The sequence below is a fragment of the Pedobacter africanus genome (assembly GCF_900176535.1).
Classification (GTDB): Bacteria; Bacteroidota; Bacteroidia; order Sphingobacteriales; family Sphingobacteriaceae; genus Pedobacter; species Pedobacter africanus.
This window is the reverse complement of sequence record NZ_FWXT01000001.1, coordinates 2,459,532-2,481,919: the sequence shown is the minus strand read 5'-3', so window position 1 is coordinate 2,481,919 and position 22,388 is coordinate 2,459,532. Positions and strand designations below refer to the sequence as shown.

Annotated in this window: 22 protein-coding genes; 19 read left to right on the top strand and 3 right to left on the bottom strand. The window is 44.8% G+C overall.

The window, feature by feature from the left end:
* Positions 1 to 97: 97 nt before the first annotated feature.
* The 6 genes from B9A91_RS10255 to B9A91_RS10230 are packed head-to-tail and all read left to right on the top strand — an operon-like array spanning position 98 to position 6,972.
* Positions 98 to 1,222, top strand: coding sequence for a hybrid sensor histidine kinase/response regulator (locus B9A91_RS10255; RefSeq protein WP_084238238.1), 1,125 nt, complete (start codon positions 98 to 100; stop codon positions 1,220 to 1,222).
* A gap of 11 nt (positions 1,223 to 1,233) precedes the next feature.
* Positions 1,234 to 4,824, top strand: coding sequence for a response regulator (locus B9A91_RS10250; protein WP_084238237.1), 3,591 nt, complete (start codon positions 1,234 to 1,236; stop codon positions 4,822 to 4,824).
* Position 4,825: 1 nt separating this feature from the next.
* Positions 4,826 to 5,194 (top strand): response regulator, encoded by a 369-nt coding sequence (locus tag B9A91_RS10245; protein ID WP_084238236.1) that lies wholly within the window; start codon positions 4,826 to 4,828, stop codon positions 5,192 to 5,194.
* A gap of 8 nt (positions 5,195 to 5,202) precedes the next feature.
* A complete protein-coding gene (locus B9A91_RS10240; RefSeq protein ID WP_084238235.1) occupies positions 5,203 to 6,027 on the top strand; it encodes a CheR family methyltransferase in 825 nt (274 codons plus the stop codon).
* Positions 6,009 to 6,590, top strand: a complete 582-nt coding sequence (locus B9A91_RS10235; RefSeq protein ID WP_084238234.1) for a chemotaxis protein CheB — start codon at positions 6,009 to 6,011, stop codon at positions 6,588 to 6,590. Before B9A91_RS10240 ends, B9A91_RS10235 begins: the two co-directional genes overlap by 19 nt.
* 19 nt (positions 6,591 to 6,609) lie before the next feature.
* Entirely contained in the window at positions 6,610 to 6,972 is a 363-nt protein-coding gene (locus tag B9A91_RS10230) for a response regulator (protein WP_084238233.1), read from the top strand.
* Positions 6,973 to 6,974: 2 nt separating this feature from the next.
* Here the strand turns inward: B9A91_RS10230 and B9A91_RS10225 are convergent, their stop codons facing one another.
* Positions 6,975 to 8,657, bottom strand: coding sequence for a dipeptidyl-peptidase 3 family protein (locus B9A91_RS10225; RefSeq protein ID WP_084238232.1), 1,683 nt, complete (start codon positions 8,655 to 8,657; stop codon positions 6,975 to 6,977).
* Between the two features lie 92 nt (positions 8,658 to 8,749).
* Here B9A91_RS10225 and B9A91_RS10220 point away from each other — a divergent pair, with 92 nt between their 5' ends.
* Complete coding sequence (locus B9A91_RS10220) at positions 8,750 to 9,583, top strand: N-acetylmuramoyl-L-alanine amidase (RefSeq protein WP_084238231.1); 834 nt, start codon at positions 8,750 to 8,752, stop codon at positions 9,581 to 9,583.
* A gap of 29 nt (positions 9,584 to 9,612) precedes the next feature.
* Here B9A91_RS10220 and B9A91_RS10215 read toward each other — a convergent pair whose 3' ends face one another.
* Entirely contained in the window at positions 9,613 to 11,274 is a 1,662-nt protein-coding gene (locus tag B9A91_RS10215; protein WP_084238230.1) for a glutamine--tRNA ligase/YqeY domain fusion protein, read from the bottom strand.
* Between the two features lie 81 nt (positions 11,275 to 11,355).
* Here B9A91_RS10215 and B9A91_RS10210 point away from each other — a divergent pair, with 81 nt between their 5' ends.
* The 7 genes from B9A91_RS10210 to B9A91_RS10180 all read left to right on the top strand — a co-directional run bounded on the left by B9A91_RS10210 (position 11,356) and on the right by B9A91_RS10180 (position 16,273).
* Positions 11,356 to 11,775, top strand: coding sequence for a cobalamin B12-binding domain-containing protein (locus tag B9A91_RS10210; protein WP_084238229.1), 420 nt, complete (start codon positions 11,356 to 11,358; stop codon positions 11,773 to 11,775).
* 3 nt (positions 11,776 to 11,778) lie between these two features.
* The gene (locus B9A91_RS10205) at positions 11,779 to 12,561 is read left to right on the top strand and encodes an enoyl-CoA hydratase/isomerase family protein (RefSeq protein WP_084238228.1); all 783 of its coding nucleotides are present in this window, start codon (positions 11,779 to 11,781) and stop codon (positions 12,559 to 12,561) included.
* Between the two features lie 97 nt (positions 12,562 to 12,658).
* Positions 12,659 to 14,059 (top strand): sigma-54-dependent transcriptional regulator, encoded by a 1,401-nt coding sequence (locus B9A91_RS10200; protein ID WP_084238227.1) that lies wholly within the window; start codon positions 12,659 to 12,661, stop codon positions 14,057 to 14,059.
* An 8-nt stretch (positions 14,060 to 14,067) separates the two neighbouring features.
* Positions 14,068 to 15,120, top strand: coding sequence for an AI-2E family transporter (locus B9A91_RS10195; protein WP_084238226.1), 1,053 nt, complete (start codon positions 14,068 to 14,070; stop codon positions 15,118 to 15,120).
* Positions 15,121 to 15,171: 51 nt separating this feature from the next.
* Positions 15,172 to 15,441: a YtxH domain-containing protein gene (locus B9A91_RS10190; protein WP_084238225.1), complete on the top strand. Its 270-nt coding sequence runs from the start codon at positions 15,172 to 15,174 to the stop codon at positions 15,439 to 15,441.
* A gap of 21 nt (positions 15,442 to 15,462) precedes the next feature.
* The gene (locus B9A91_RS10185) at positions 15,463 to 15,846 is read left to right on the top strand and encodes a phage holin family protein (protein WP_084238224.1); all 384 of its coding nucleotides are present in this window, start codon (positions 15,463 to 15,465) and stop codon (positions 15,844 to 15,846) included.
* Positions 15,821 to 16,273, top strand: a complete 453-nt coding sequence (locus B9A91_RS10180; RefSeq protein ID WP_235012519.1) for a hypothetical protein — start codon at positions 15,821 to 15,823, stop codon at positions 16,271 to 16,273. The genes B9A91_RS10185 and B9A91_RS10180 overlap by 26 nt, the downstream gene beginning before the upstream one ends.
* A 53-nt stretch (positions 16,274 to 16,326) precedes the next feature.
* Here the strand turns inward: B9A91_RS10180 and aspS are convergent, their stop codons facing one another.
* Positions 16,327 to 18,072: an aspartate--tRNA ligase gene (gene aspS / locus B9A91_RS10175; RefSeq protein WP_084238222.1), complete on the bottom strand. Its 1,746-nt coding sequence runs from the start codon at positions 18,070 to 18,072 to the stop codon at positions 16,327 to 16,329.
* Between the two features lie 147 nt (positions 18,073 to 18,219).
* On the opposite strand from aspS, the gene B9A91_RS10170 reads away from it, so the two are divergent.
* The 5 genes from B9A91_RS10170 to B9A91_RS10150 all read left to right on the top strand — a co-directional run bounded on the left by B9A91_RS10170 (position 18,220) and on the right by B9A91_RS10150 (position 22,380).
* Complete coding sequence (locus B9A91_RS10170) at positions 18,220 to 18,777, top strand: RNA polymerase sigma factor (RefSeq protein ID WP_084238221.1); 558 nt, start codon at positions 18,220 to 18,222, stop codon at positions 18,775 to 18,777.
* Positions 18,770 to 19,297, top strand: coding sequence for a hypothetical protein (locus B9A91_RS10165; protein WP_084238220.1), 528 nt, complete (start codon positions 18,770 to 18,772; stop codon positions 19,295 to 19,297). Before B9A91_RS10170 ends, B9A91_RS10165 begins: the two co-directional genes overlap by 8 nt.
* Complete coding sequence (locus B9A91_RS10160; protein ID WP_084238219.1) at positions 19,294 to 20,442, top strand: hypothetical protein; 1,149 nt, start codon at positions 19,294 to 19,296, stop codon at positions 20,440 to 20,442. Before B9A91_RS10165 ends, B9A91_RS10160 begins: the two co-directional genes overlap by 4 nt.
* Before the next feature lie 81 nt (positions 20,443 to 20,523).
* Positions 20,524 to 21,315, top strand: coding sequence for a TerC family protein (locus B9A91_RS10155; RefSeq protein ID WP_084238218.1), 792 nt, complete (start codon positions 20,524 to 20,526; stop codon positions 21,313 to 21,315).
* Positions 21,316 to 21,324: 9 nt separating this feature from the next.
* Positions 21,325 to 22,380 carry a nucleoid-associated protein gene (locus B9A91_RS10150; protein ID WP_084238217.1) on the top strand — a complete coding sequence of 352 codons (1,056 nt, stop codon included), beginning with the start codon at positions 21,325 to 21,327 and terminating at the stop codon, positions 22,378 to 22,380.
* Positions 22,381 to 22,388 lie beyond the last annotated feature (8 nt).

The following is a 22,388-nucleotide window of genomic DNA, read 5'->3' as shown; positions in this document are numbered from 1 at the left end:
CAACAAAATGATGATATATAAGTTTAAACTTATAAACTTGTATAATTTTAGCTGCAAAGTGTTATACAAGAGTAAAGCCTTTATTTATGTTTAAATAATGATATTAATAGTAGATGATACCCCGGAGAACCTGATCTCTTTAAAAAAGGTGCTGGAACGGCATAATTTTGAAGTAGATACCGCGTCATCGGGAGAAGAAGCCTTAAAAAAAGTACTTAGAAATGAATATGTGCTGATCATCCTGGATGTACAGATGCCTGGAATGGATGGGTTTGAGGTTGCAGAAGCGATTTCGGGATACAGCAAAGCTAAAGAAACAGCGATCATCTTTTTATCAGCAGCAAATACAGAGCTTAAATTTATCACCAGGGGATATTCATCAGGGGGCCTGGATTACATCACTAAACCTGTGGATATGGATATCCTGCTGTTAAAGGTAAAAACCTTTTACCGCATTTACGAGCAAAGCCGGAAACTCATAGAAATACAGAAAGCCCTGCTGGATGAAATTGAATTCAGAAAAAAGGCGGAGCGTAAAAAAGATGAATTCATCAGTATTGCCAGTCATGAGTTAAAAACACCTTTAACCAGTGTAAAGGGCTACGTACAGCTGCTGGGCAGAAGTGTGGACAAAGGCGATATCCCTACGGTTAAGAAGCACCTGGCCAAAGCGCAGGTGCAATTGGAAAAACTCAATGAACTGATTGCCGATTTGCTGGATATTTCCAAAATAGAGAGCGGGAAACTTAAATTCAACAAAAAACATTTTGTACTGGATACCTTGCTGGATGGCGTTCTGGAGATCATACATCAGGCCAATCCGGAATTTAATTTCATTAGAAAAGGGACTGCGCCCCAGCAGATTTATGCCGATGAGATGCGTATTGAGCAGGTGATCGTTAACTTTCTGACCAATGCCATTAAATACTCTCCGGGAACGAGCAGAGTAGAGATCAACCTGCATACCACAGGCGACAAATTATACCTGGGGGTTCGTGATTTCGGAATAGGTATTGAACCAGAGCTGCAGAAACATGTATTTGAAAAATTTTATAGGGTTGAAGAAACTTCCATCCATTTCCAGGGTTTAGGCATAGGCTTGTATATCTCGGCCGAAATTATTAACCGTCATGGTGGTGAAGTGGGGGTTAAAAGTAAATTGGGCGAGGGTTCGGAATTTTATTTCACCCTGCCGCTGAACACTGTTCCGGTAACAGATTAAAACAGAAATTTATGAGTAAAAAATCTATAAAAAATAACCTTCGCATTGGTTTGGGGCTATCGTTGCTGGTATTGTTCATTACCTCGCTGGCCTCTTACATCAGTATCAAAAATCTCATCAGGAGCGGAGAGATGGTAGCGCACAGCAATGAAGTCATGACCAAGCTGGATGGGGTGATTTCTACCTTAAAAGATGCTGAAACCGGACAGCGAGGGTATTTGCTGACTGGGGAAAAAGATTTTTTGGCCCCCTATGTAGGCGCAAAGCAAAATGCGCTTTATCTGCTGGATGAGGTAGGTAAAGAGACCAGGGACAATCCGGTACAGCAAAAGAATGTTAAGAAACTGCGTGAGATTATTGTAGGCCGGCTGGAGATCTTGCAGAAGACCGTTGGAATAAAAAGCAGGGGCGGGAATGTAAGCGTTGCAGAGCTGGTGAACGGAAAAACCTATATGGATGCCGCTCGTGATTTGATCAAATTGATGCAGACAGAGGAGAAACGCTTGCTGGAGCTGCGAACAGCCGATATGAACAAGCTGGCCGGCTATACACCAATGCTCATTATCCTGGCCGCTATCATTGCGGTTTTGATCACTTTCTTTTTTTACCGCAAAGTCTCTCACGATTTTAACGTCCGCATCCAATTACAGCAGGAGTTGCAGCGAAAGCGTGAAGAAATGGACAACAGGATTGCTGTTATCCAGGGAATTGCAGGCCAGATTTCCAAAGGGGATTACCAGGTGCGGCTTGATGAGGCCGAAAGGGATGACCTGGGGAGCCTGGCAGGCTCGTTGAACAGCATGGCCGAATCCTTACAGTATTCTTTTTCATTACTGGCGGATAAGGAATGGCTGCAATCGGCCATAGCGGCATTGAACGATAAAATGGTAGGCGAAAAAAGTGTACCTGAGCTGGCCAATGATATCCTGGAATGTATAATTGAACACACCCATAGTCAGGTTGCGGCATTTTACCTGCTGGAAGAAGATAAAATGCTTCATCTTGCGGGAAGTTATGCTTTGATGGATGGGCATAAAACAGCACAGCTAAAAGCCGGAGAGGGGCTGGCGGGACAGGCTTTGCAATCGGGAAAACAAATGCTGATCAATGAGATCCCTGAGGGAGAACTGACCATCAGCTATGCGGCGGGGAACACAAGGCCCAGAAATGTTGTGGCGGTTCCTGTGATCAGGGACGGCATTGTGACCGGTGTGATGGAATTTGGCAGTCTGCATACTTACACTCCCCTTCATCTCGAATTTCTCCATAACATTTCGCACAATATCGGAATTGCCATTCATGGTTCACAAAACCGGAAAAGGCTGCAGGAGTTTTTAGAGGAAACCCAGGCCCAGGCAGAAGAACTGCAGGCGCAGCACCGGGAACTGGAAGGCTTAAATGCCGAACTGGAAGCTCAGACACAGCGGATCCAGACCTCAGAAGAGGAACTCCGGGTGCAGCAGGAAGAACTTTTGCAAAGTAACCAGGAATTGGAAGAGCGTACAAGTTTGCTGGAAGAAAAGAACCAGCTGATCCAGGAACGGAACCTGGATATACAACACAAGGCAGAACAGCTGGAGCAAAGCACAAAGTACAAATCAGAATTCCTGGCCAATATGTCACATGAACTGCGTACCCCTTTAAATTCGATTTTGCTGCTGTCAAAACTGATGTCTGAAAATAAGGAGCTGGATAAGGAATATATTGAATATGCCGAGGTGATACAAAGCTCCGGACAGGGATTGCTGGCTTTGATTGATGAGATTCTTGACCTGTCTAAAATTGAGGCCGGGAAAATGAAGCTTGAATTTTCGGACGTGAATCTTGCAGAGGTGGTTACGGATATGCGCTCGTTGTTTGCCCCACTGGCAAAAAATAAGGCCCTGGATCTTGTGATTGATGTTGAAGACGAGCTTTTACAGATCAATACCGATAAGATGCGCCTGGAGCAGATTTTAAAGAACCTGCTTTCCAATGCCATTAAATTTACCACTGCCGGAAAGGTTGCGCTGACAGTGACTAAGGCTGAAGACGGTAAAAACGTATTGTTTAAAGTTACAGACACAGGCATAGGCATCCCGAGGGATAAGCAGGGGTTGATATTTGAAGCTTTTCAGCAGGCCGATGGCTCTACCCGCCGCAAGTTTGGGGGAACGGGATTAGGGCTTTCCATTAGCCGGGAGTTGTCTAAACTGCTGGGCGGAGAGATCACGCTGACCAGCAAGGAACATGTGGGCAGCGAGTTTACATTTTCATTGCCGGTAGTCCGGAGCGTAATGGAAAAGCCTGAAGCGGTGCAGGATGTGCTGGCGGCGCCGGTTTTTGTGGAAAAGCCGGAGCCCGTTATCGCCGAACGGTTTACAGTTGACCGCATCCCTAAAGATATCGAAGATGACCGTGACCATATCGGGCCGGAAGACAAGATAATCCTTATCATTGAAGATGATACCAATTTTGCAAAAACACTGCTGGGCTTTACACGAAAAAGAAACTATAAGGGCATTGTTGCCGTAAGGGGAGATGTTGGTATAGAGCTGGCCAATCACTATAAGCCCCTGGCGATATTGCTGGATATACAATTGCCGGTTAAAGACGGCTGGCAGGTGATGGAGGAGCTGAAGTCGAACCCAGCTACACGGCCAATCCCGGTGCACATCATGTCGTCGCTTGAAGTAAAAAAGGAGAGCCTGTTAAAGGGGGCCGTCGATTTTATTAACAAACCTGTTGCGCTGGAGCACATGCAGCAGATCTTTCAAAAGTTGGAACAGGCCTTAAGCAAATATCCTAAAAAAGTACTGATTGTAGAGGAAAACAAGCAACATGCGGAGGCGCTAAGTTATTTTTTGAGCAATTACAGCATCCATACCGAAGTGGCGGGCAATGTGACAGAAAGCATTGATGCGCTGAACAAGCAGGAAGTGGATTGTGTGATCCTGGATATGGGCATTCCCGATAAGAATGCTTATGAAACACTGGAAACCATTAAGAAAAGTAAAGGGCTTGAAAACCTGCCGATCATCATTTTTACCGGCAAGAACTTATCCAAGGGGGAAGAGAGCCGTATCAAACAGTATGCGGACTCCATTGTGGTTAAAACTGCACATTCCTACCAGCGTATTTTAGATGAGGCGGCGCTCTTCCTGCACCTGGTTGAAGAGCAGGGGGACGAGAGCAGGCAGAAGAAGACAAATACAGAAAAACTCGGCGGCCTGTATGAGGTGCTGAACAATAAGACTGTCCTGATAGCAGACGATGATGTGAGGAACATCTTTTCTTTGACCAAAGCTTTGGAGCAGCATAAGATGAAAGTGCTGGCCGCTACAGATGGCAAAGAAGCCCTGCAGGTACTTAAAGAGAACCCGTTGGTGGATATCGTGCTGATGGACATGATGATGCCGGAAATGGACGGATATGAGACGACAAAGGAAATCAGGAAGATGGCCGCCTATAAACAGTTGCCGGTTCTTGCCGTGACCGCCAAGGCGATGATGGGTGACCGGGAGAAATGTATTGCTGCAGGAGCGTCTGACTATATTTCCAAGCCGGTGGATATTGACCAGCTGATCTCGCTGCTTAGGGTTTGGCTTTACGATAAGGTATAACATGGCGAAGAATAAGATATTGATTGTGGATGACGACAGCAGGAATATCTTTGCGTTGTCGGCCGTATTGAGGGCTAAAGGCTATCATTGTGTATCGGCCACAGGAGGACAGGAGGGGCTTGACTTACTGGCGGAAGACAGGGACATTGCCGTGGTTTTGATGGACATGATGATGCCGGGAATGGATGGTTACGAAGCGATGGCCGTAATGCAGACGGACCCTTTGCTGAAGGATATTCCCGTGATCGCTGTTACCGCCCAGGCCATGGTTGGCGACAGGGAAAGATGCCTGAGCGCCGGGGCATCGGGTTATGTGTCCAAGCCCGTTAATGTAGAGGAATTAACCGGTTTACTTAACCTTTATATTTAGAAAAGCCGATGCTGGATGGTCCTGTAATCACCGATGAACATGTGGAGATCCTGCTTTCCGATCTTCTGGAACATTATGGCTATGATTTTACCGGGTACTCTAGGGCTTCTTTAAAGCGGCGGATCTCCAGGCTTTATGCTTTGGATAAAGCATTAAGTTTTGCGGAGTTCAGGTATAAGGTTATTGATGACCAGGTTTATTTTAAAAGGTTTGTGGAACAGATTACGGTAAATGTTACCGAAATGTTCAGAGATCCATCCTTTTTCAGGACCTTAAGGGAAGAGGTTCTGCCAAAACTGGGAACCTATCCTTTTATCCGGATCTGGCTTGCCGGATGCTCTACCGGAGAAGAAGCCTATTCTATTTCCATCCTTTTAAAAGAGCTAAACCTGCTGCATAAATCGCTGATCTATGCCACGGACCTTAACCCGGCAGTGCTGGAGAAAGCTGCCCAGGGGATGTTTGCGATGGGGCAGATGAAACAATATTCGGAAAATTACATCTTGGCAGGGGGGACGAAAGACTTTTCCAGCTATTATACTGCGAATTACTCCCTGGCAAAATTTGATGAAGAGCTGAAAAGCAAGCTGATCTTTTCTACCCATAACCTGGTTTCAGACCATTCTTTTAACGAGTTTCAGTTGATTTTATGCAGGAATGTACTGATCTATTTTGACCGTGCCCTGCAGCATAATGTGCTCGATCTGTTCGACAGCAGCCTGGATGAGCTGGGCTACCTGGCCTTAGGCACGAAAGAAACCGTAGATTTTTCAAGGATCGCGAAAAGATATAAGCGTTTGCCGGGCGAAAAAATATGGAGGAAACTGGGCTGATGAAAGGGGCAAAGGCATTGATTATAGGTGGCTCGGCCGGAAGCCTGGACGTGCTGTTGAAGGTACTGCCTCAGGTGAGCCCGGACATCAGCTTTCCGATTGTCATTGTGGTTCACCGCAAGCACGGTGCAGACTCCTTACTGCCCTCTTTGCTTTCCTCAAGGACCAAGCTTAAAGTGAAAGAGGTTGATGAAAAGGAAAAAATACTTGCAGGTACGATATACATTGCGCCATCTGATTATCATTTGCTGATTGAGCAGGACCAGACCTTTTCGCTGGATTATTCGGAAAAGATCAATTATTCCAGGCCCGCCATCGACGCTACATTTCAAACCGCAGCAGAGGTTTATGGCGCGAAACTGGTTTGCCTCCTGCTTTCCGGCTCAAATGCCGATGGGGTAAATGGGCTGAAAACGGTAAAAATCTGGGGCGGAACAACGGCAATCCAGGATCCCGACACCGCCCAGGTGGCTTACATGCCTGCCCAGGCAAAACTTAATGTTGAAATAGATGCGGTATTAAGCATTGAAGATATGGGAGAATTTATAAATTTGTTGTCCTAACCTTAAGATGATAAAGCACATGAGTAAAAAGGTATTCGTATTTGATGACAATCCAGACATTTTAGAACTGTGTACAATTATTTTACAGGATGCGGGGTATGACATCAAAACATCTTCGACTTCTAATCACATCATCGATCAGGTAATGTCCTATACGCCCGATATCATATTTATGGACAACTGGCTGCCTGATGTAGGTGGGATAGATGCGACAAGGGAGCTGAAAGCCAACGACTTGCTAAAAAACATTCCTGTGATTTATTTTTCTGCCAACAATGATGTGAAATCGCTGGCAGATCAGGCAGGTGCTGACGGGTATTTGTCCAAGCCCTTCGATATTGAAGAGCTTGAAGCAATTATCAGCAGACATCTGGCCGTTTAAAACTATTTTACGCCCAATACGTCTACGCCCTGTTCAAAAACAATATCCACAGGGATTCCTTTTTGGGTAAGTTTATCCAGATCGTTCTGTAGCTCCGGAGAGATGACCGCCATTTCTTTCTGGGTTTTCTCTACTGCAGCTTTATCCCCATTACCCTGTAGCGTCAGGATTACTCCGCTCAATTTATTCATCGAAGTTTCAAACTTACTGAAGTCTACTTTGTAGGTTCCATTGCTGTTCCTGATGAAGGCCCCGTTCTCTTTAAAGAAATTGAAGCATTGCATATTGGCTTTACCATGTGCACTTGCCGCCCCAAACCTCACAGAACGTAATATTCCAGCCATATAAGTGGTATAAAAAGCTTTGATATCGCCTTCCAGCTCTCCCTTTTTAAGCAGGCCGGTAACCATGTATAGTCCCAGTACATCCGCCTTCCCTTCTTCCAGCCAGGAATATTGTTCCTGAAGGGCTTCTTTCACAAATCCTTTTCCGGTAACGGTTTTTTTGATGCCCAGTCCGTGTGCTACCTCGTGGAACATCACATTGGCAAAAAAAGCATCGAAATTAATGTATTGCTGCTGGTCTTTGTCGATCAATTCTTTGGCAATGGGCATCAGGATCTTATCGAATTTGGCCTTCATGGCATTTTTTAGCTGGGAGCGCCTGGTGCCTTTCTTTTGCTGGATGATCTCATCATTCGGCAGGTTGACGGCGATGGTTTTTGAGCCTGCATTGCAATCGCCGGCATAATAAACCACATCGTAGGCATTCAGCTCAGAGTCTGTCCCTGGTTTTTCCTGTTTGTACCTGGCCTCTACCGGAAGGCCCTGCTGCAGTTGTGGAAGCATGCTTACATATTTGGCCAGGCGTTTACTCCATACTTTATCTTTGATCAGAACATAAGACTCAAACGATGCACGGGCATTGAACAACTTGTCTTCGTAGTTTTCTATAGGGCCGATAATGATATCCAGGGTATTGCTTTTCATGTCCAGCCAGGCGTAATCGCTAGGGCCGTAATTGTCTGTAACCAGTGCATCAGCCCTGAGGTTCAGGTATTTTTTTAGCCCGGCGTCTTCGGCAAGCAAGGCGGCCTGTTTAAGGAGGTTGGATGCTTTCTGAAGCTCTGCCGCATAAAGGATGTGATAAGGGACGGATGTAAGCTTGCCGGTGCTGTCTCGCTTGATTACGGAATACAGACCATATTTGTCTTTTACAGCTGATTTTTCCAACTCGTCTTTGGTCATCCCGACAGGATAAAATGTTGCCGCATCGGGTTTAGGGCCTATTCCGGCAACAAATGGTTTGTCCCCATTCAGCCTGTCCCAGGGGCCGTAATTGATGTCAACAAATGCCCTTGTTTTTTCATCTTTAATGGTAGCCAGCAGGCTGTCGCGCTGAGGGTAAGCCTGCTTCCAGAACAAATCGTCCATGATCTTTGCTGCCTGGATCAGCAGCGGAAGTATTTTTCGCTCGCTTGCGGTCAGGTCGTTCAAATTGCTGGTTAATTTAACTTTTTCATAGATGGCCAGGCGTTCGTCTACATAACGCTGCAGGCTGTCTGTACTGCCGACCTTATTTTGAGTTTGATTGCTGTTGTTATTTTGTGAGTTGGTGCAGGATAATGCCCCTGCTACAATTGAGCATCCGGCAACGAGCAGCGTGATTTTGTTCCGTTTCTTCATGGTAATGATTTACTTATTGTGGTAATTGCTGTATTAAGCATGCAACGAAATTAGTAAAAAATAGTAATTTCACCATTTATAATCCCGCTATTATGAGATCATCCTATAAGTTTACCCGGCCTGGTTTTTCCCTGTTTTTACTATTGATGCTTGGGGCCTGTTCCACAGGCAAATATGCAGCAACCAATAAAGTTTACAAGAAGCAGGCAGCGGGCTTCGCAGAGATCATAAAGGCAGAGCCGCCCCTCAATCAGGCCATCGATTCCTTACCCGCCCATAAGCTACCATGGGTCGGTTCTGTAAATTTTGGCATACGTAAACCTAATTTTGTGATCCTTCACCATACTGCACAGGATTCTGCGGCACAGACTTTAAAAACCTTTACATTGGCCCGTACGCAGGTAAGCTCACACTATGTGGTGGGTCGGGACGGCAAGGTATACCAGATGGTAAACGACTACCTGAGGGCTAATCATGCCGGCGCATCCAAATGGGGTAATGAAACTGACCTGAATTCTTCTTCTATAGGCATAGAAATAGACAATAACGGAAAGGAACCTTTCACTGAGCCCCAAATCAAAAGCCTGATTACCGTATTGGGCGCTTTAAAGAAAAGGTACAACATCCCTGCGGCCAATTTTATTGGCCATGCTGATATTGCACCTGGCCGTAAAAACGATCCAAAAAACTTTCCCTGGAAAAGACTGGCGGAAAGCGGTTTCGGGCTTTGGTACGATAGCGTGCTGATGATGCCCCCGGATGATTTTGACGCAGAGGCTGCCTTAAGGATCATTGGTTACAATGTGAAAAACCTAAAGGCGGCAATTGAGGCCTTTAAGATCCATTTTGTGCAGACAGACATCAGCCAGGAACTGACCCCGGCCGATAAGCTGATCCTGTTTAATCTGTATAAGAAGTATATGTAATGAAAAAGGCGCTTTTAAAGCGCCTTTTTTTATTTGTTCCCCTTTGCCCAGGCATCTTTTAAGGAAACTGTGCGGTTAAAGATCAGGTGATCTGCAGTGGAATCTTTATCCAGACAGTAATAACCTTTTCTGATGAACTGGTAGCGGGCATCTTTATCCGCTGCAGCCAGGTAAGGTTCTATATATGCTGTTTTGATGACTTCCATGCTGTTCGGGTTCAGGTAGTCTTTAAAATCACCCTCCTCAGCATCCGGCGACTCTACAGAAAAGAGCCTGTCGTATAACCTGATCTCTGCGCTTTTGGCATGTTTGGTGCTCACCCAGTGGATGGTTCCTTTTACATTGATGCCGCTGGTATCTTCCCCGCTTTTTGACTCAGGGATATAGGTACAACGGATTTCCGTAACATTGCCCTCTGCGTCCTTTACAAAATCTTCACACTTTACGATATAGGCATGTTTTAACCGAACCAGGGCACCAGGCGCCAGCCTGAACCATTTTTTTGCCGGTTCTTCCATGAAGTCCTCGCGTTCAATCCACAGTTCATTGCTGAAAGGAATTTCACGTGTGCCGCCTTTATCTGCTGCTTCCGGGTTGTTCTCGCCTGTCAGGACCTCTTCCTTACCTTCAGGGTAGTTGGTGATGACCAGTTTAATTGGATCCATTACGGCCATTACCCGATTAGCGGTTTTATTGAGGTGTTCCCTTACACAGAATTCCAGCAAGCTCAGTTCGATCAGGTTTTCCCTTTTGGCGATGCCTATCCTGTCGCAGAATTCGCGGATGCTTTCAGGGGTATAGCCCCTTCTGCGTAACCCGCTGATGGTAGGCATGCGCGGGTCGTCCCAGCCACTCACTACACCCTCATTGACCAGTTGCAGCAGTTTGCGCTTGCTCATTACGGTATAAGAAAGGTTTAAGCGGGCAAATTCATATTGTTTTGAAGGAAATATCTCCAGTTTTTCGATGCACCAGTCGTACAGCTCGCGGTGAGAAACATACTCCAGCGTACAGATGGAATGCGTGATGTGCTCTATGCTGTCGCTTTGTCCGTGTGCAAAGTCGTACATTGGATAAATACACCATTTATTTCCCGTACGGTGGTGCTCCGCGTGTTTGATGCGGTAAAGAACGGGGTCGCGCATAATCATATTAGGGCTGGCCATATCAATTTTCGCTCTTAAGGTACAGGCGCCGTCTTCCAGATCTCCGTTTTTCATACTGGCAAACAGGTCCAGGTTTTCCTGTACGCTGCGGCTGCGGTATGGGCTGTCCTTTCCAGGCTCGGTAGGTGTGCCTTTCAGCGCAGCAATTTCATCGGCAGTGCTATGATCTACATAAGCCAGGCCTTTTTCTATCAGTTGAACGGCATAGTTGTACAGGATGTCGAAATAATCTGAAGTGTACAGCTCATTTTTCCATTCAAAGCCCAGCCATTTGATGTCGGTTTGCTGACTGTCAACATACTCGGTCTTTTCGGTTACCGGATTGGTATCGTCGAACCGGAGATTAGTATAACCGCCGTATTTTTGGGTCAGGCCAAAATTCAGGCAAATGGCCTTGGCATGCCCAATGTGTAAATACCCGTTGGGTTCCGGTGGAAAACGGGTTACCAGGGTTTCGTATTTTCCGCTATTTAAATCGTTCTCAATGATCTCTTCAATAAAGTTCAATGATCTTTCCTCACTCATATAAACTGTAAATTTAGTGGTCAAAGTTAACATAAAAGCGCTAATTTACTTACATTTACCGCCGACTTATTAGCATAAATTATGAGCAACACATTAAACAGGCCCATCCGGGTTTTAGTGGCCAAAGTAGGATTGGACGGGCATGACAGGGGCGCAAAGGTAATCGCAACCTCTTTAAGGGACGCGGGTATGGAGGTGATTTATACCGGCTTACGCCAGACCCCCGAGATGGTTGTCAATACCGCTTTACAAGAGGATGTGGATGCCATAGGGATCTCTATTTTGTCGGGTGCCCATATGACGGTATTCCCGAAGATCGTTGAGCTGATGAAGCAAAAAAAAGTGACAGATGTTTTGCTTACCGGCGGGGGGATCATTCCGGAAGAGGACATGAAAAAACTGAAGGGGATTGGGGTTGGCGAATTGTTTGCCCCGGGAACTACGATGGAGAGTATCGTGAACTACATTGAAAATTGGGTTGCTGAAAACAGAAATTTTTAGAGCATGACTTATCAGAATATTTTATCGGAAGTGAAGGATCAGATCCTGTACCTTACCATCAATCGTGAACAGAAGCTAAATGCATTGAATAAAGCAACGCTGACCGAACTGGCAGATGCGATTGCATTTGCGGGACAAAGCGATGCCATAAGGGGCGTATTGTTAACCGGTGCAGGAGAAAAGGCCTTCGTTGCGGGAGCTGACATTTCTGAATTTTCTGACTATAACGGCGAGCAGGGCGAGGCCCTGGCCAGAAATGGACAGGACAAAGTCTTTAATGCCATTGAAAATTGCACTAAGCCGGTTGTTGCCGCCATTAACGGCTTTGCCCTGGGCGGAGGCCTGGAGCTGGCCATGGCCTGTCATATTCGTATTGCATCTGACAATGCCAAACTGGGCTTGCCAGAGACTTCACTGGGGCTGATCCCGGGTTATGGCGGGACGCAGCGCCTTAGCCTGCTGGTGGGCAGGGGCAGGGCCCTGGAAATGATCGCCACAGCAGATATGATTTCGGCAGAACGGGCAGAAAATATAGGTCTGGTCAATGCAGTGGTACCTCAGGCAGAACTGATTGCATCAGCCGAAAGTATATTGAATAAAATTAAATTGCGCGCACCATTAGCCCTTGCGGCTGCAATAAAAGCTGTCAATGCTGCATTTGCGCCTGCCGTAAATGGCTTCGATGTAGAAATCAAAGAGTTTGGAAAGTGCTTTAATACCCAGGATTTTAAAGAGGGGACAACTGCATTTTTAGAAAAAAGAAAACCTGTTTTTTCCAATAAATAAATTTTTAATACTTTCTGTTGTGTAAAAAGTGTAGAGAAAATTTCCCATATCAAAAAAACTATCCTATATTTATCTTTATGTTATCTAAAAAATACATATGAGAAAAATATTAATTGTTGATGATGAAATAAATATAGGGATACTATTGTCTAAGTTTTTAACGCGAAATTCCTTTAGTGTATCAACAGCGACGAGTGGTGTTTCAGCGATGGAATATCTGGCCAAAGAATACTATGATCTTGTTTTATGCGATTACCGTCTGGAAGATACAGATGGCAAAGAGATGTTGATTAAGATCAAGGAGAAGTATCCGCGGACGGGTGTGATCATCATCACCGGTTATTCTGATATCAAGCTGGCTGTTGAGCTGATCAAGCTGGGCGCCTATGATTACATTACCAAGCCACTCTATCCGGACGAGATCCTGAATACGATTAATAAATCTATAGAAACGCAGATTGCGTTAAATGTTGCGCCATTACCTGAGGTTTCTGAAACACCAAAACAGCGTGCGCCAAAACAGATCTATAACCATACTGATAATTTTGTGGCGGGGCAGAGCAATGCTTCGAAGCACCTCTTAAAACAAATTCAGCTGGTTGCCCCAACCTCTTATAGCGTAATTTTAACGGGCGAGAGCGGTACGGGTAAAGAGTCTGTTGCCAAAGCGATCCACCTGAACAGCCCCAGGAAAGACGCTCCTTTTGTGGCCATGGACTGTGGTTCTTTAACCAAGGAACTTGCCGGAAGCGAATTTTTTGGCCATGAAAAAGGTTCATTTACGGGAGCGTTGTATACTAAAATTGGCCATTTTGAAATGGCCAATGGAGGCACCCTTTTTCTGGATGAGGTGGGGAACCTTTCCTATGACATCCAGGCGGCTTTGCTGAGAACGGTGCAGGAGCGCAAAATAAAACGCATTGGAAGCACCAAGGAAATTGACCTGGATGTGCGTATTATTGTGGCTACCAATGAAAATCTGGGTAATGCCATTCAGAAAGGAAAGTTCAGGGAAGATTTATACCACCGTTTCAACGAATTCTCAATTGATCTTCCGCCGCTTAGCCAACGCGGACGGGATATCCTGATTTTTGCGAATACTTTTCTGGAGGTTGCCAACCAGGAACTGGGCCGGAACGTACAAGGCTTCTCACAGGAAGTTGAGGATTGCTTTTTAACCTATAACTGGCCAGGCAACGTAAGGGAACTTAAAAATGTGATCAGAAGGGCCACCCTGCTTACCGAAACACAGGAAATCCAACTCAAAGCACTGCCGCTGGAGATTTCTACCTATGCAAGGGCAAACGCCATTGAAACCACCATGTCACGTAATGAGCGGCCAAGGGATTTAAAAAATGCTGCGCTTGAAGCTGAATATGAAGCTATTCTGAAAGTTTTGAGAGAGGTTAATTTTAACAAGACCAAGGCGGCAAAAATCCTGAACATAGACAGGAAAACACTTTATAATAAAATGAGAGCCATAAACCTGGAAAAATAGCCCTTTACATGTCGATATTTACCTATAAGCAGCGCAATAATATCAACCTGGTCATTATTATAGCTTTGGGGTGTTTAATTGCATACTCTTTACACGGTATTTTCGGCTCCATTTTAGGTACACTGGTGCTATATACCATTTTACGGCCGGCTTATATGTACATGGCTGAAGAAAGGGGGCTCAATAAAAGCTTTTCGGCCATATTGCTGCTCGCGGTTTCGGTTGTGGTGCTTGTCCTTCCGTTTTATGCCCTGAGCGCTATGGTAATCGAAAAAATTGCGGAGCTTCAAAATGACCCTATCTATTTTAAGAACCTGCTTTTTAAACTGAAACACCTGATTCCTGTAGGGGATGATGTACAGAAATTGGTAGAGGATGGGCTTAAGAAAGCGGGCAGCTGGGCCACAGAGCTGTTCCCTTCATTGATCTCTGGGGCCTTTAATATTGTCCTGGGCTTGCTGCTGATGTACTTTTTACTATACTTTATGCTGGTAGAAAGAGAGCGGTTTGAAGCTGCACTGATCAAATATGCACCTTTCAGGATGCAGAATGCGCAGCGTTTTGCTGAAGAAATGCGCAATACCACCTATGCCAATGTTTTAGGACAGGGATTCATAGCAATTGTCCAGGGCTCATTGCTGAGTTTGTGTTTTTATGTGCTGGGTTATAGCGATCCGCTGTTCTGGGGGGTAATTACCACTTTTATTTCCTTTGTGCCTGTACTTGGGCCACCGGTAGTCTTTGTTCCGGCTGCCTTGATACAAATGGTCAATGGCAATAATTTTGCAGCCTGGGGCATGCTTATATTCGGTTTTGTGGTGATTATCAATATTGATAATGTGCTGCGTTTTGTCATTGCCAAAAAAGTTGGTAACATCCATCCCATCATTACCGTAATTGGCGTAGTTATTGGTATACCCTTATTTGGTATACTGGGACTTGTTTTTGGTCCGTTACTGTTGTCGTATTTTATTCTGCTGATTAAAATATACGAAACAAGTGCCATGGCTTCCGAAAGATTGGAAAGAATTAAAACAATTTCTGAACAAGGGGAGTTATAATAATGGCGTTCAGGAGAATTAATGTATCGTTAACTATAAAATTGAAATGTTATGAATGATAATTCAAAAGTGTTGGTTGGATTGTTGGTAGGCTTAGCTGCCGGCGCCGCATTGGGTTTGTTATTTGCACCTGAAAAGGGAAGCGAAACCAGGGACAGACTGAGCCAGTCCTTAAAAGATCTTGGAGATTCTATTAAGGATAAAGCTGCCGACGAGATCAATAACCTGAGCAACCTGAAAGATAAGGTGGTAAGCTCTGTAAAGAATAAACTTCGTCAATCGGAAAATGAATTTGTCGATGACGATCTGGAACATGCGTAAAAAAAGCTAAAACCATTGACAATGCAGGAGAACAAAGAAAAGGGTATTGAGGATCTTTTTGAGGATGCCAAAAGTTATGTAGATACACGGGTAGAATATACGCGACTGTACCTGGTAGAAAAGATATCGAAGATATTTGCGGATGTAGTAACCAATGCAGCAGTTGTGATCTGTTTCATTCTGGCCTTTCTGTTCGGAACGTTTACACTCGCCCTTTTCCTGTCGGATGTACTTGGAAGCTACGCTCGTGGTTTTGGCTGTGTTGCAGGGATTTATGTACTGCTGGCGCTTATTGTATACTATACAAAAGAGAAGTATATCGAGAAAGCGATAATCAACTTTACAATCAGAAACTATTTTAACAAACTGGCAGATAAGGATGAAGAAGATGAACAGAAGGTATAATATCAATAATTTAGAGGAACTCCATGCCATGGTAGCCAGCTTAAAGGCCGAGCATAAGCAGAAAGGAGAACTGTTGTTAAAGGATACCCGCGTGTACCTTCATCAGTTTACCTTGGGAGGGCTGATCAAAAAATATGCGAGCCCCTCTGCATTGCTTAAGATAGACGATAAGCTCAACATCAGCAGCAGCTTGATGTCTATGGTACTGCCTTTTATTATGAATACAACTTTGTTTAAAGGTTCAGGCTTTTTGACCAAAACGCTTGTTGGATTGGCTTCCAACAAGGTTGGAAAGAGCCTGGATGCAGAGCATATTTCAGCGATTTTCAATTCTGTAAAGTCATGGTTTAGCGGATCCAGGAAGAAAAAAGATAAAGCGCCGCAGTATGTGGATTATGGCATTCCTCCGGATAGCGAGACTTATTGATAAGAAAAAGGGCTTCATGTTTACATGAAGCCCTTTTTTATGGAATGAAAAACTTAAAATGTAGATTTTATTTTTAATTCATCCAGCTGTTTGCTGTCTATGGTAGAAGGACTATCAATCATGACATCTCTTCCTGAATTGTTTTTAGGAAAGGCAATTACGTCACGGATGCTGTCTAAGCCAGCGAAAATAGAGCACAGCCTGTCAAATCCGAAGGCAATGCCGCCATGTGGAGGGGCGCCAAATTCAAAGGCATCCATCAGGAACCCGAACTGTTTTTGTGCTTCTTCTGCAGAAAAGCCCAGGTGTTTGAACATCAGCGCCTGCAGGGCCCTGTCGTGAATACGGATAGAGCCTCCGCCAACTTCAGTTCCATTGATGACCATATCATATGCATTTGCCCTCACTTCGCCCGGTTTGGTATCGAGCAAAGCAATGTCTTCCGGTTTTGGTGAGGTAAAAGGGTGGTGCATGGCATGGTAGCGTTCGGTTTCTTCATCCCATTCCAGTAATGGGAAGTCCAGTACCCAAAGGGCGCTGAAGGTATTTTTATCGCGTAGCCCCAGGCGGTTACCCATTTCTAGGCGCAGTTCGCTCAGTTGCTTGCGGACTTTATCTGTACTGCCGGCCATAATCAGCAGCAAATCACCCGGTTGGGTGTCGAATGCAGCAGACCATCCTTTTAAGGCCTCTTCATCATAAAACTTATCTACCGAAGACTTCAGTGAGCCATCTTCATTGTGGCGCATGTAAATTAGGCCAGTAGCACCAATCTGCGGGCGTTTAATAAAGTCGGTCAGCTCATCTACCTGCTTGCGGGTATAGCTGGCGCAGCCTTTGGCATTGATACCAATAATGAGTTCAGCATTGTCGAAAACAGGAAAATCTTTGCCTTTTACCAGGCTGTTCAATTCCACGAACTGCATCTCAAAACGGGTATCCGGTTTATCTGAACCATACAGGCGCATGGCATCAGCATACTGCATTCTTGGCACCTCAGGCAGGTCTATGCCTTTAATTTCCTTAAACAAGGTGCGGATCAGGCCTTCAAAAGTGTTTAGTATATCCTCTTGTTCAATGAAAGACATTTCACAGTCGATTTGTGTAAACTCAGGCTGCCTGTCTGCCCGAAGGTCCTCATCCCTGAAACACTTTACAATCTGGAAATAGCGGTCAAAACCGGAAACCATTAACAGCTGTTTGAAAGTCTGAGGTGATTGCGGCAACGCGTAAAACTCTCCGGCATTCATCCTGCTGGGCACAACAAAATCCCTTGCCCCTTCCGGAGTGGACTTGATGAGCACAGGGGTTTCCACTTCAATGAAGTCCAGCCCATCGAGGTAACGCCGAACTGCCTGTGCAATTTTATGACGGATGATCATGTTGTTGCGCACCGGGTTACGGCGCAGGTCCAGGTAACGGTATTTCATCCGCAGGTCGTCTCCGCCATCGGTTTCATCGTCTATTAAAAACGGGGGCAGCTTGGCTGCATTCAGTACCTCCAGGGCGGTAATCTTTATTTCCACTTCACCTGTAGGCATTTTAAGGTTTTTATTAGAGCGTTCTACTACCTGTCCGCTTGCTTTGATCACAAATTCACGGCCCAGGTTACGGGCAGCTTCGCACAATTCGCGGTTATCGTCCATATTAAAAACCAACTGGGTTATGCCATACCGGTCGCGGATGTCTATAAAAGTCATTCCGCCTAAATCTCTCGATTTTTGTACCCAGCCACATAAGATTACATTTTCGCCCAGGTTTTTAAGGGTTAAAGCTCCGCAAGTAGTTGTTCTTAACATTATATAAAGAATTAAGCGGCAAAAATATTCATTTTGAACCACATATTTCAACCACAGGCAATTTTACTTTCGTACTTTAAAAAAAAAATAAAGGATATGCAACGTTTTGAATAGTGGCTTGTCTTATGTTATGAATTCAGATAAATATTGGAAGCTGTATATATAGACAAGCATGCAGATCTGGTGAGCGAATGCCGCCGGGGCAACCGTAAAGCACAATTTGAAATTTACAAATTGTATAGCCGGGCTATGTATAATGTGGCCCTGCGCATTGTAAATGCAGAGGCAGATGCAGAGGATGTGCTGCAGGAGGCATTTTTAGATGCCTTTATTAAGATTGAAGCCTTCAGGGGGGAGACTTCTTTTGGCCTGTGGCTGAAACAGATTGTGATTCATAAATCACTGAATGTGCTGAGGAAGCGAAAGGCTGAGTTCATAGGGTTGGATGAGGTTGATGTAGCCGCAGAGGATGATGAAGCCGGTCTGGAGGAACAAGAACTGAAGGTACATGAAATTAAAGAGGCCATGACCAGGCTGGCAGATGGCTACCGGGTAATCTTATCGCTGTACCTTTTTGAGGGCTACGATCACCAGGAAATAGCATACATATTAAAAATATCAGAGAACACCTCGAGGACACAGTACATGAGGGCAAAATTAAGATTGACGGCTTTACTAGGAAAGAAAGGAGTAAAAGATGAGTAGAAAAATGGAAGATTACATCAGGGAGCATAAGAAGGCTTTTGATTTGGAGGCCCCCTCGGATGCCTTATGGGCAAAGATTGAGCAGCAGCTGGATAAGAAAAAAAAAGCCAGGCCCTTTAATTTAAACTTATGGATGGGAATTGCGGCATCGCTGGTACTGATTGCTGCAGTCACTTTTATGTTTACCCGACACCAGAAAAACAAACAGATTGATGTGGCTGATATCAGCAGGGCGCTGGGAGAAAAAGAAGCCAGGTTTGCCAATATGATTGATGAAAAAAAGGATAGTTTAAAGGCCCTGGCAGAGGATAATCCGGACCTGTACCAGAAATTCAGTGCCGACCTTAACCAGCTGGACAAGGACTATGCCGATCTGAAAAAAGAATTGCAGCACAGTCCGAACCAGAAGCTGGTCATTGAGGCTATGGTGCAGAACCTGCAGATCCAGCTGCAGATCATCAACCAGCAATTGTCTGTCATTAACGAAGTGAATACAAACAGGAAGGACAACCAGATATGAAAAGTTGGATAACAGGGCTTCTTTTGTGTGTGGTTAGTTTTGCAAATGCACAAGAAGCGATTAAATCTAGAAAAGTAAGTAAATCATTTACCGTGGGTCGCAACGATAAGGTAACGGTAAACAACCAGTATGGCGCACTGGACATCAGGACCTGGGATAAAAACGAAGTAAAGATAGAGGTAGACCTGAAGGTGTATGGAGACAATACTGCCGAGGCCCAGGAGTTGCTTGACCTGACCAATATCAAAGCCCTGAGTGCCGGAGGCGAAGTGATCCTGGACACCAAACTGGCCAAAGGAAAGGTTAAGACGGGCAAAAAATGGAAGGCAGAGATCAAAGGAAGTTATCAGGTGTATATGCCTGCAACAAACAGCCTGAAACTTTCCCATCAGTACGGAGATGTCAGTATTGGTGATTTATCCGGGGCGCTTGAAGCCAATGTACAGTACGGCAACCTTAAGCTGGGAAACCTGAAAAGCAACAGTAACAAGATCCGGGTACAGTATGGAAGAGCGGATATCAGCAACGTCAACCAGGCGGAAATTACGCAGCAATATGGTGCGGGGCTAACCATTGGTAGTGTAGGCACATTGAAGCTTAATGCCGCCTATGCTGCTGTAAAAATTGGTTCAGTAACAGAAAAGGCAAACATTGTACAGCAGTATGGCCCCGGGCTTACTATAGGCTCGGCACATGACCTGTACCTGAACGCATCGTACGCAAAAGTAAGCATTGGCACCATTAGCGGTGCTGCAAACCTGGTGCAGCGTTACAGTAACCTTACGATCGGAACAACGGTCGACTTAATTACCAATGCCCAGTATGCCAATGTTACCATTTCGAGGCTAAAGGGGGATGCAAAGTTTACCATGCAATACAATAGTTTGAATATCAATGATGTAACTGCCGAATGCCGGAAGCTGGAAATAGATTGTGCCCAGTTAAAGGCAACAGTGAATTTTAGTACAAACTATAATGCGGTGCTGGAGGTAAATACCAGCTTGGCAGATTTCAAATACGGCCCCAACATTTCCGTTAAAACAGAAGGAACGGGACAAAACAGACAATATACAGGGAAAATTGGTTCGGGTGGGAATTCCAAAGTAACGGTAAACTCCAAACACGGTGGGGTGACCCTCAATTAAAAAATTAAACCAAATACCTACAAAGCTTGTTGATGAATTCAGCAAGCTTTTTTTATATCTTCGCGTACATTAAATTTAAAGATGGAATTTTTAAGCAGCCCTGAGGCCTGGATCTCACTACTGACCCTAACCGTTCTGGAAATCGTTCTGGGAATAGATAATATCATTTTCATTTCAATTTTGTCTGGCAAGTTACCTGCGCACCAGCAAAAAAAAGGCAGGCAGGTAGGTTTGGCCCTGGCCATGATCACCCGTATTTTGCTGCTTTTATCCCTTACCTGGGTAATGACCTTAACCACGCCATTGTTTAACCTGGGTACGCTGGTTGGTGTTTCCGATCCGGAATGGCTGGAAAAGCTGGCCATATCGGGGCGTGACCTGATCCTGATTATCGGGGGCTTGTTTCTGATCTATAAAAGTACACACGAGATTCATGATAAGCTGGAAAGCGAAGAAGAAAAGGAGATCAAGGGAAAAGTATATTCTTTTACCGGGGTTATTGTCCAGATCCTGTTGCTCGACATCGTATTTTCACTGGATTCTGTAATTACTGCTGTAGGTATGGCAGAGCATGTTGAAATTATGATCGCCGCAGTGGTCATTGCCGTTATCATTATGATGGTGTCTGCAAGTGCCATTAGTAATTTTGTAAACAACCACCCCACAGTAAAAATGCTCGCGCTGTCCTTCCTGTTGCTGATCGGGGTTTCCCTGCTGGCAGAAGGTCTGGACCAGCACATACCGAAAGGCTATATCTATTTTGCAATGGCCTTCTCCATCCTGGTGGAGATGCTGAACCTGAAAATGAAGAAAAATGCGGAGAAACCGGTTGAGCTGCGCAATACCCCTAACGAAAACGAAAACAAAGCCTAATTTTCCTTAATGATTTCTTTTGTTGAGGCCTCATTGGCCGAATTGTCTATACACCGGATCGGGAACAAATCCGAAGAAGAGTTTTATGTCCTGTCGGAAAAGTCCATAGTGATCAAAGACCTGATGCTGAGCAACCTGCTTCAGCAGTACTTTTTAGGGCCTTATGAAAAGGTGAATGAGGTTTATCGTTTTATGCACCCTAATGGCGATCTGAACTTAAACGAAGTTTATCATTTTGCTGAAGCGATTTTTGAAAACGGAGAGGTTTTTCATGAGAACAGCCAGCAGCTGGCCAAATTCCTGTATGATGTTTCCGGGCACCCGAAAATAAAATCGGGAGAGCTGTATGTGGCCTACTTCGAGAACGTGCAGATTGAAGGTGAACTTCATGATGCCATTGGTATTTTTAAATCGGAGACCAAAGAAAGCTACCTGAAGGTTTTTCCGGAGCAGGATGGCTTTGGCCTAAGCTATGAGCAGGATGCCATCAATATCAATAAACTGGATAAGGGCTGCCTGATTTTTAATACAGATAAAGAAGAGGGCTACAGGGTTGCAGTGATAGACCAGACGAACAGAAGCGCAGAAGCGGTATACTGGAAAGATGAGTTTTTGAAGTTAAAGATCAGGAACGACAGTTTTAACCAGACAGCCAGCGTATTGGGGGTTTACAAAAACTTTGTGACAGAGAAGCTGGACGAGGAATTCGAGATTTCCAAGGCAGATAAAATAGACCTGCTGAATAGGTCTATGAAGTACTTTAAGGAAAAGGAAAGCTTTGACCTGGATGAGTTCTCTAACGAGGTTATTGGGAATGCCGAGGGAATTGAATCTTTTAAGAATTACAAAAAGAACTTTGAAGAGGAGTTTGACCAGCCTATTCCCGATAGTTTTGACATTTCAGGTGCTGCGGTAAAGAAGCAGGCGAGGGTTTATAAAAGCGTATTGAAGCTGGATAAGAACTTCCATATCTATATCCATGGCGATAAAGAACTCATCGAAAAAGGGTTTGATGACGATAAATCCATGAATTACTATAAAGTTTATTTCAGGGAAGAGCAATAAGTTCATTC

Excerpts from the sequence above, each read along its gene's own strand:
- B9A91_RS10160 (WP_084238219.1), top strand. The coding sequence starts at position 19,294 with ATGAAAAGTTGGATAACAGGGCTTCTTTTGTGTGTGGTTAGTTTTGCA.
- B9A91_RS10190 (WP_084238225.1), top strand. The coding sequence starts at position 15,172 with ATGAATGATAATTCAAAAGTGTTGGTTGGATTGTTGGTAGGCTTAGCT.
- B9A91_RS10255 (WP_084238238.1), top strand. The coding sequence starts at position 98 with ATGATATTAATAGTAGATGATACCCCGGAGAACCTGATCTCTTTAAAA.
- B9A91_RS10235 (WP_084238234.1), top strand. The coding sequence starts at position 6,009 with ATGGAGGAAACTGGGCTGATGAAAGGGGCAAAGGCATTGATTATAGGT.
- B9A91_RS10195 (WP_084238226.1), top strand. The coding sequence starts at position 14,068 with ATGTCGATATTTACCTATAAGCAGCGCAATAATATCAACCTGGTCATT.
- B9A91_RS10250 (WP_084238237.1), top strand. The coding sequence starts at position 1,234 with ATGAGTAAAAAATCTATAAAAAATAACCTTCGCATTGGTTTGGGGCTA.
- aspS (WP_084238222.1), bottom strand. The coding sequence starts at position 18,072 with ATGTTAAGAACAACTACTTGCGGAGCTTTAACCCTTAAAAACCTGGGC.
- B9A91_RS10230 (WP_084238233.1), top strand. The coding sequence starts at position 6,610 with ATGAGTAAAAAGGTATTCGTATTTGATGACAATCCAGACATTTTAGAA.
- B9A91_RS10205 (WP_084238228.1), top strand. The coding sequence starts at position 11,779 with ATGACTTATCAGAATATTTTATCGGAAGTGAAGGATCAGATCCTGTAC.
- B9A91_RS10155 (WP_084238218.1), top strand. The coding sequence starts at position 20,524 with ATGGAATTTTTAAGCAGCCCTGAGGCCTGGATCTCACTACTGACCCTA.
- B9A91_RS10180 (WP_235012519.1), top strand. The coding sequence starts at position 15,821 with ATGAAGAAGATGAACAGAAGGTATAATATCAATAATTTAGAGGAACTC.
- B9A91_RS10165 (WP_084238220.1), top strand. The coding sequence starts at position 18,770 with ATGAGTAGAAAAATGGAAGATTACATCAGGGAGCATAAGAAGGCTTTT.
- B9A91_RS10200 (WP_084238227.1), top strand. The coding sequence starts at position 12,659 with ATGAGAAAAATATTAATTGTTGATGATGAAATAAATATAGGGATACTA.
- B9A91_RS10245 (WP_084238236.1), top strand. The coding sequence starts at position 4,826 with ATGGCGAAGAATAAGATATTGATTGTGGATGACGACAGCAGGAATATC.
- B9A91_RS10225 (WP_084238232.1), bottom strand. The coding sequence starts at position 8,657 with ATGAAGAAACGGAACAAAATCACGCTGCTCGTTGCCGGATGCTCAATT.
- B9A91_RS10215 (WP_084238230.1), bottom strand. The coding sequence starts at position 11,274 with ATGAGTGAGGAAAGATCATTGAACTTTATTGAAGAGATCATTGAGAAC.
- B9A91_RS10210 (WP_084238229.1), top strand. The coding sequence starts at position 11,356 with ATGAGCAACACATTAAACAGGCCCATCCGGGTTTTAGTGGCCAAAGTA.
- B9A91_RS10185 (WP_084238224.1), top strand. The coding sequence starts at position 15,463 with ATGCAGGAGAACAAAGAAAAGGGTATTGAGGATCTTTTTGAGGATGCC.
- B9A91_RS10240 (WP_084238235.1), top strand. The coding sequence starts at position 5,203 with ATGCTGGATGGTCCTGTAATCACCGATGAACATGTGGAGATCCTGCTT.
- B9A91_RS10220 (WP_084238231.1), top strand. The coding sequence starts at position 8,750 with ATGAGATCATCCTATAAGTTTACCCGGCCTGGTTTTTCCCTGTTTTTA.
- B9A91_RS10150 (WP_084238217.1), top strand. The coding sequence starts at position 21,325 with ATGATTTCTTTTGTTGAGGCCTCATTGGCCGAATTGTCTATACACCGG.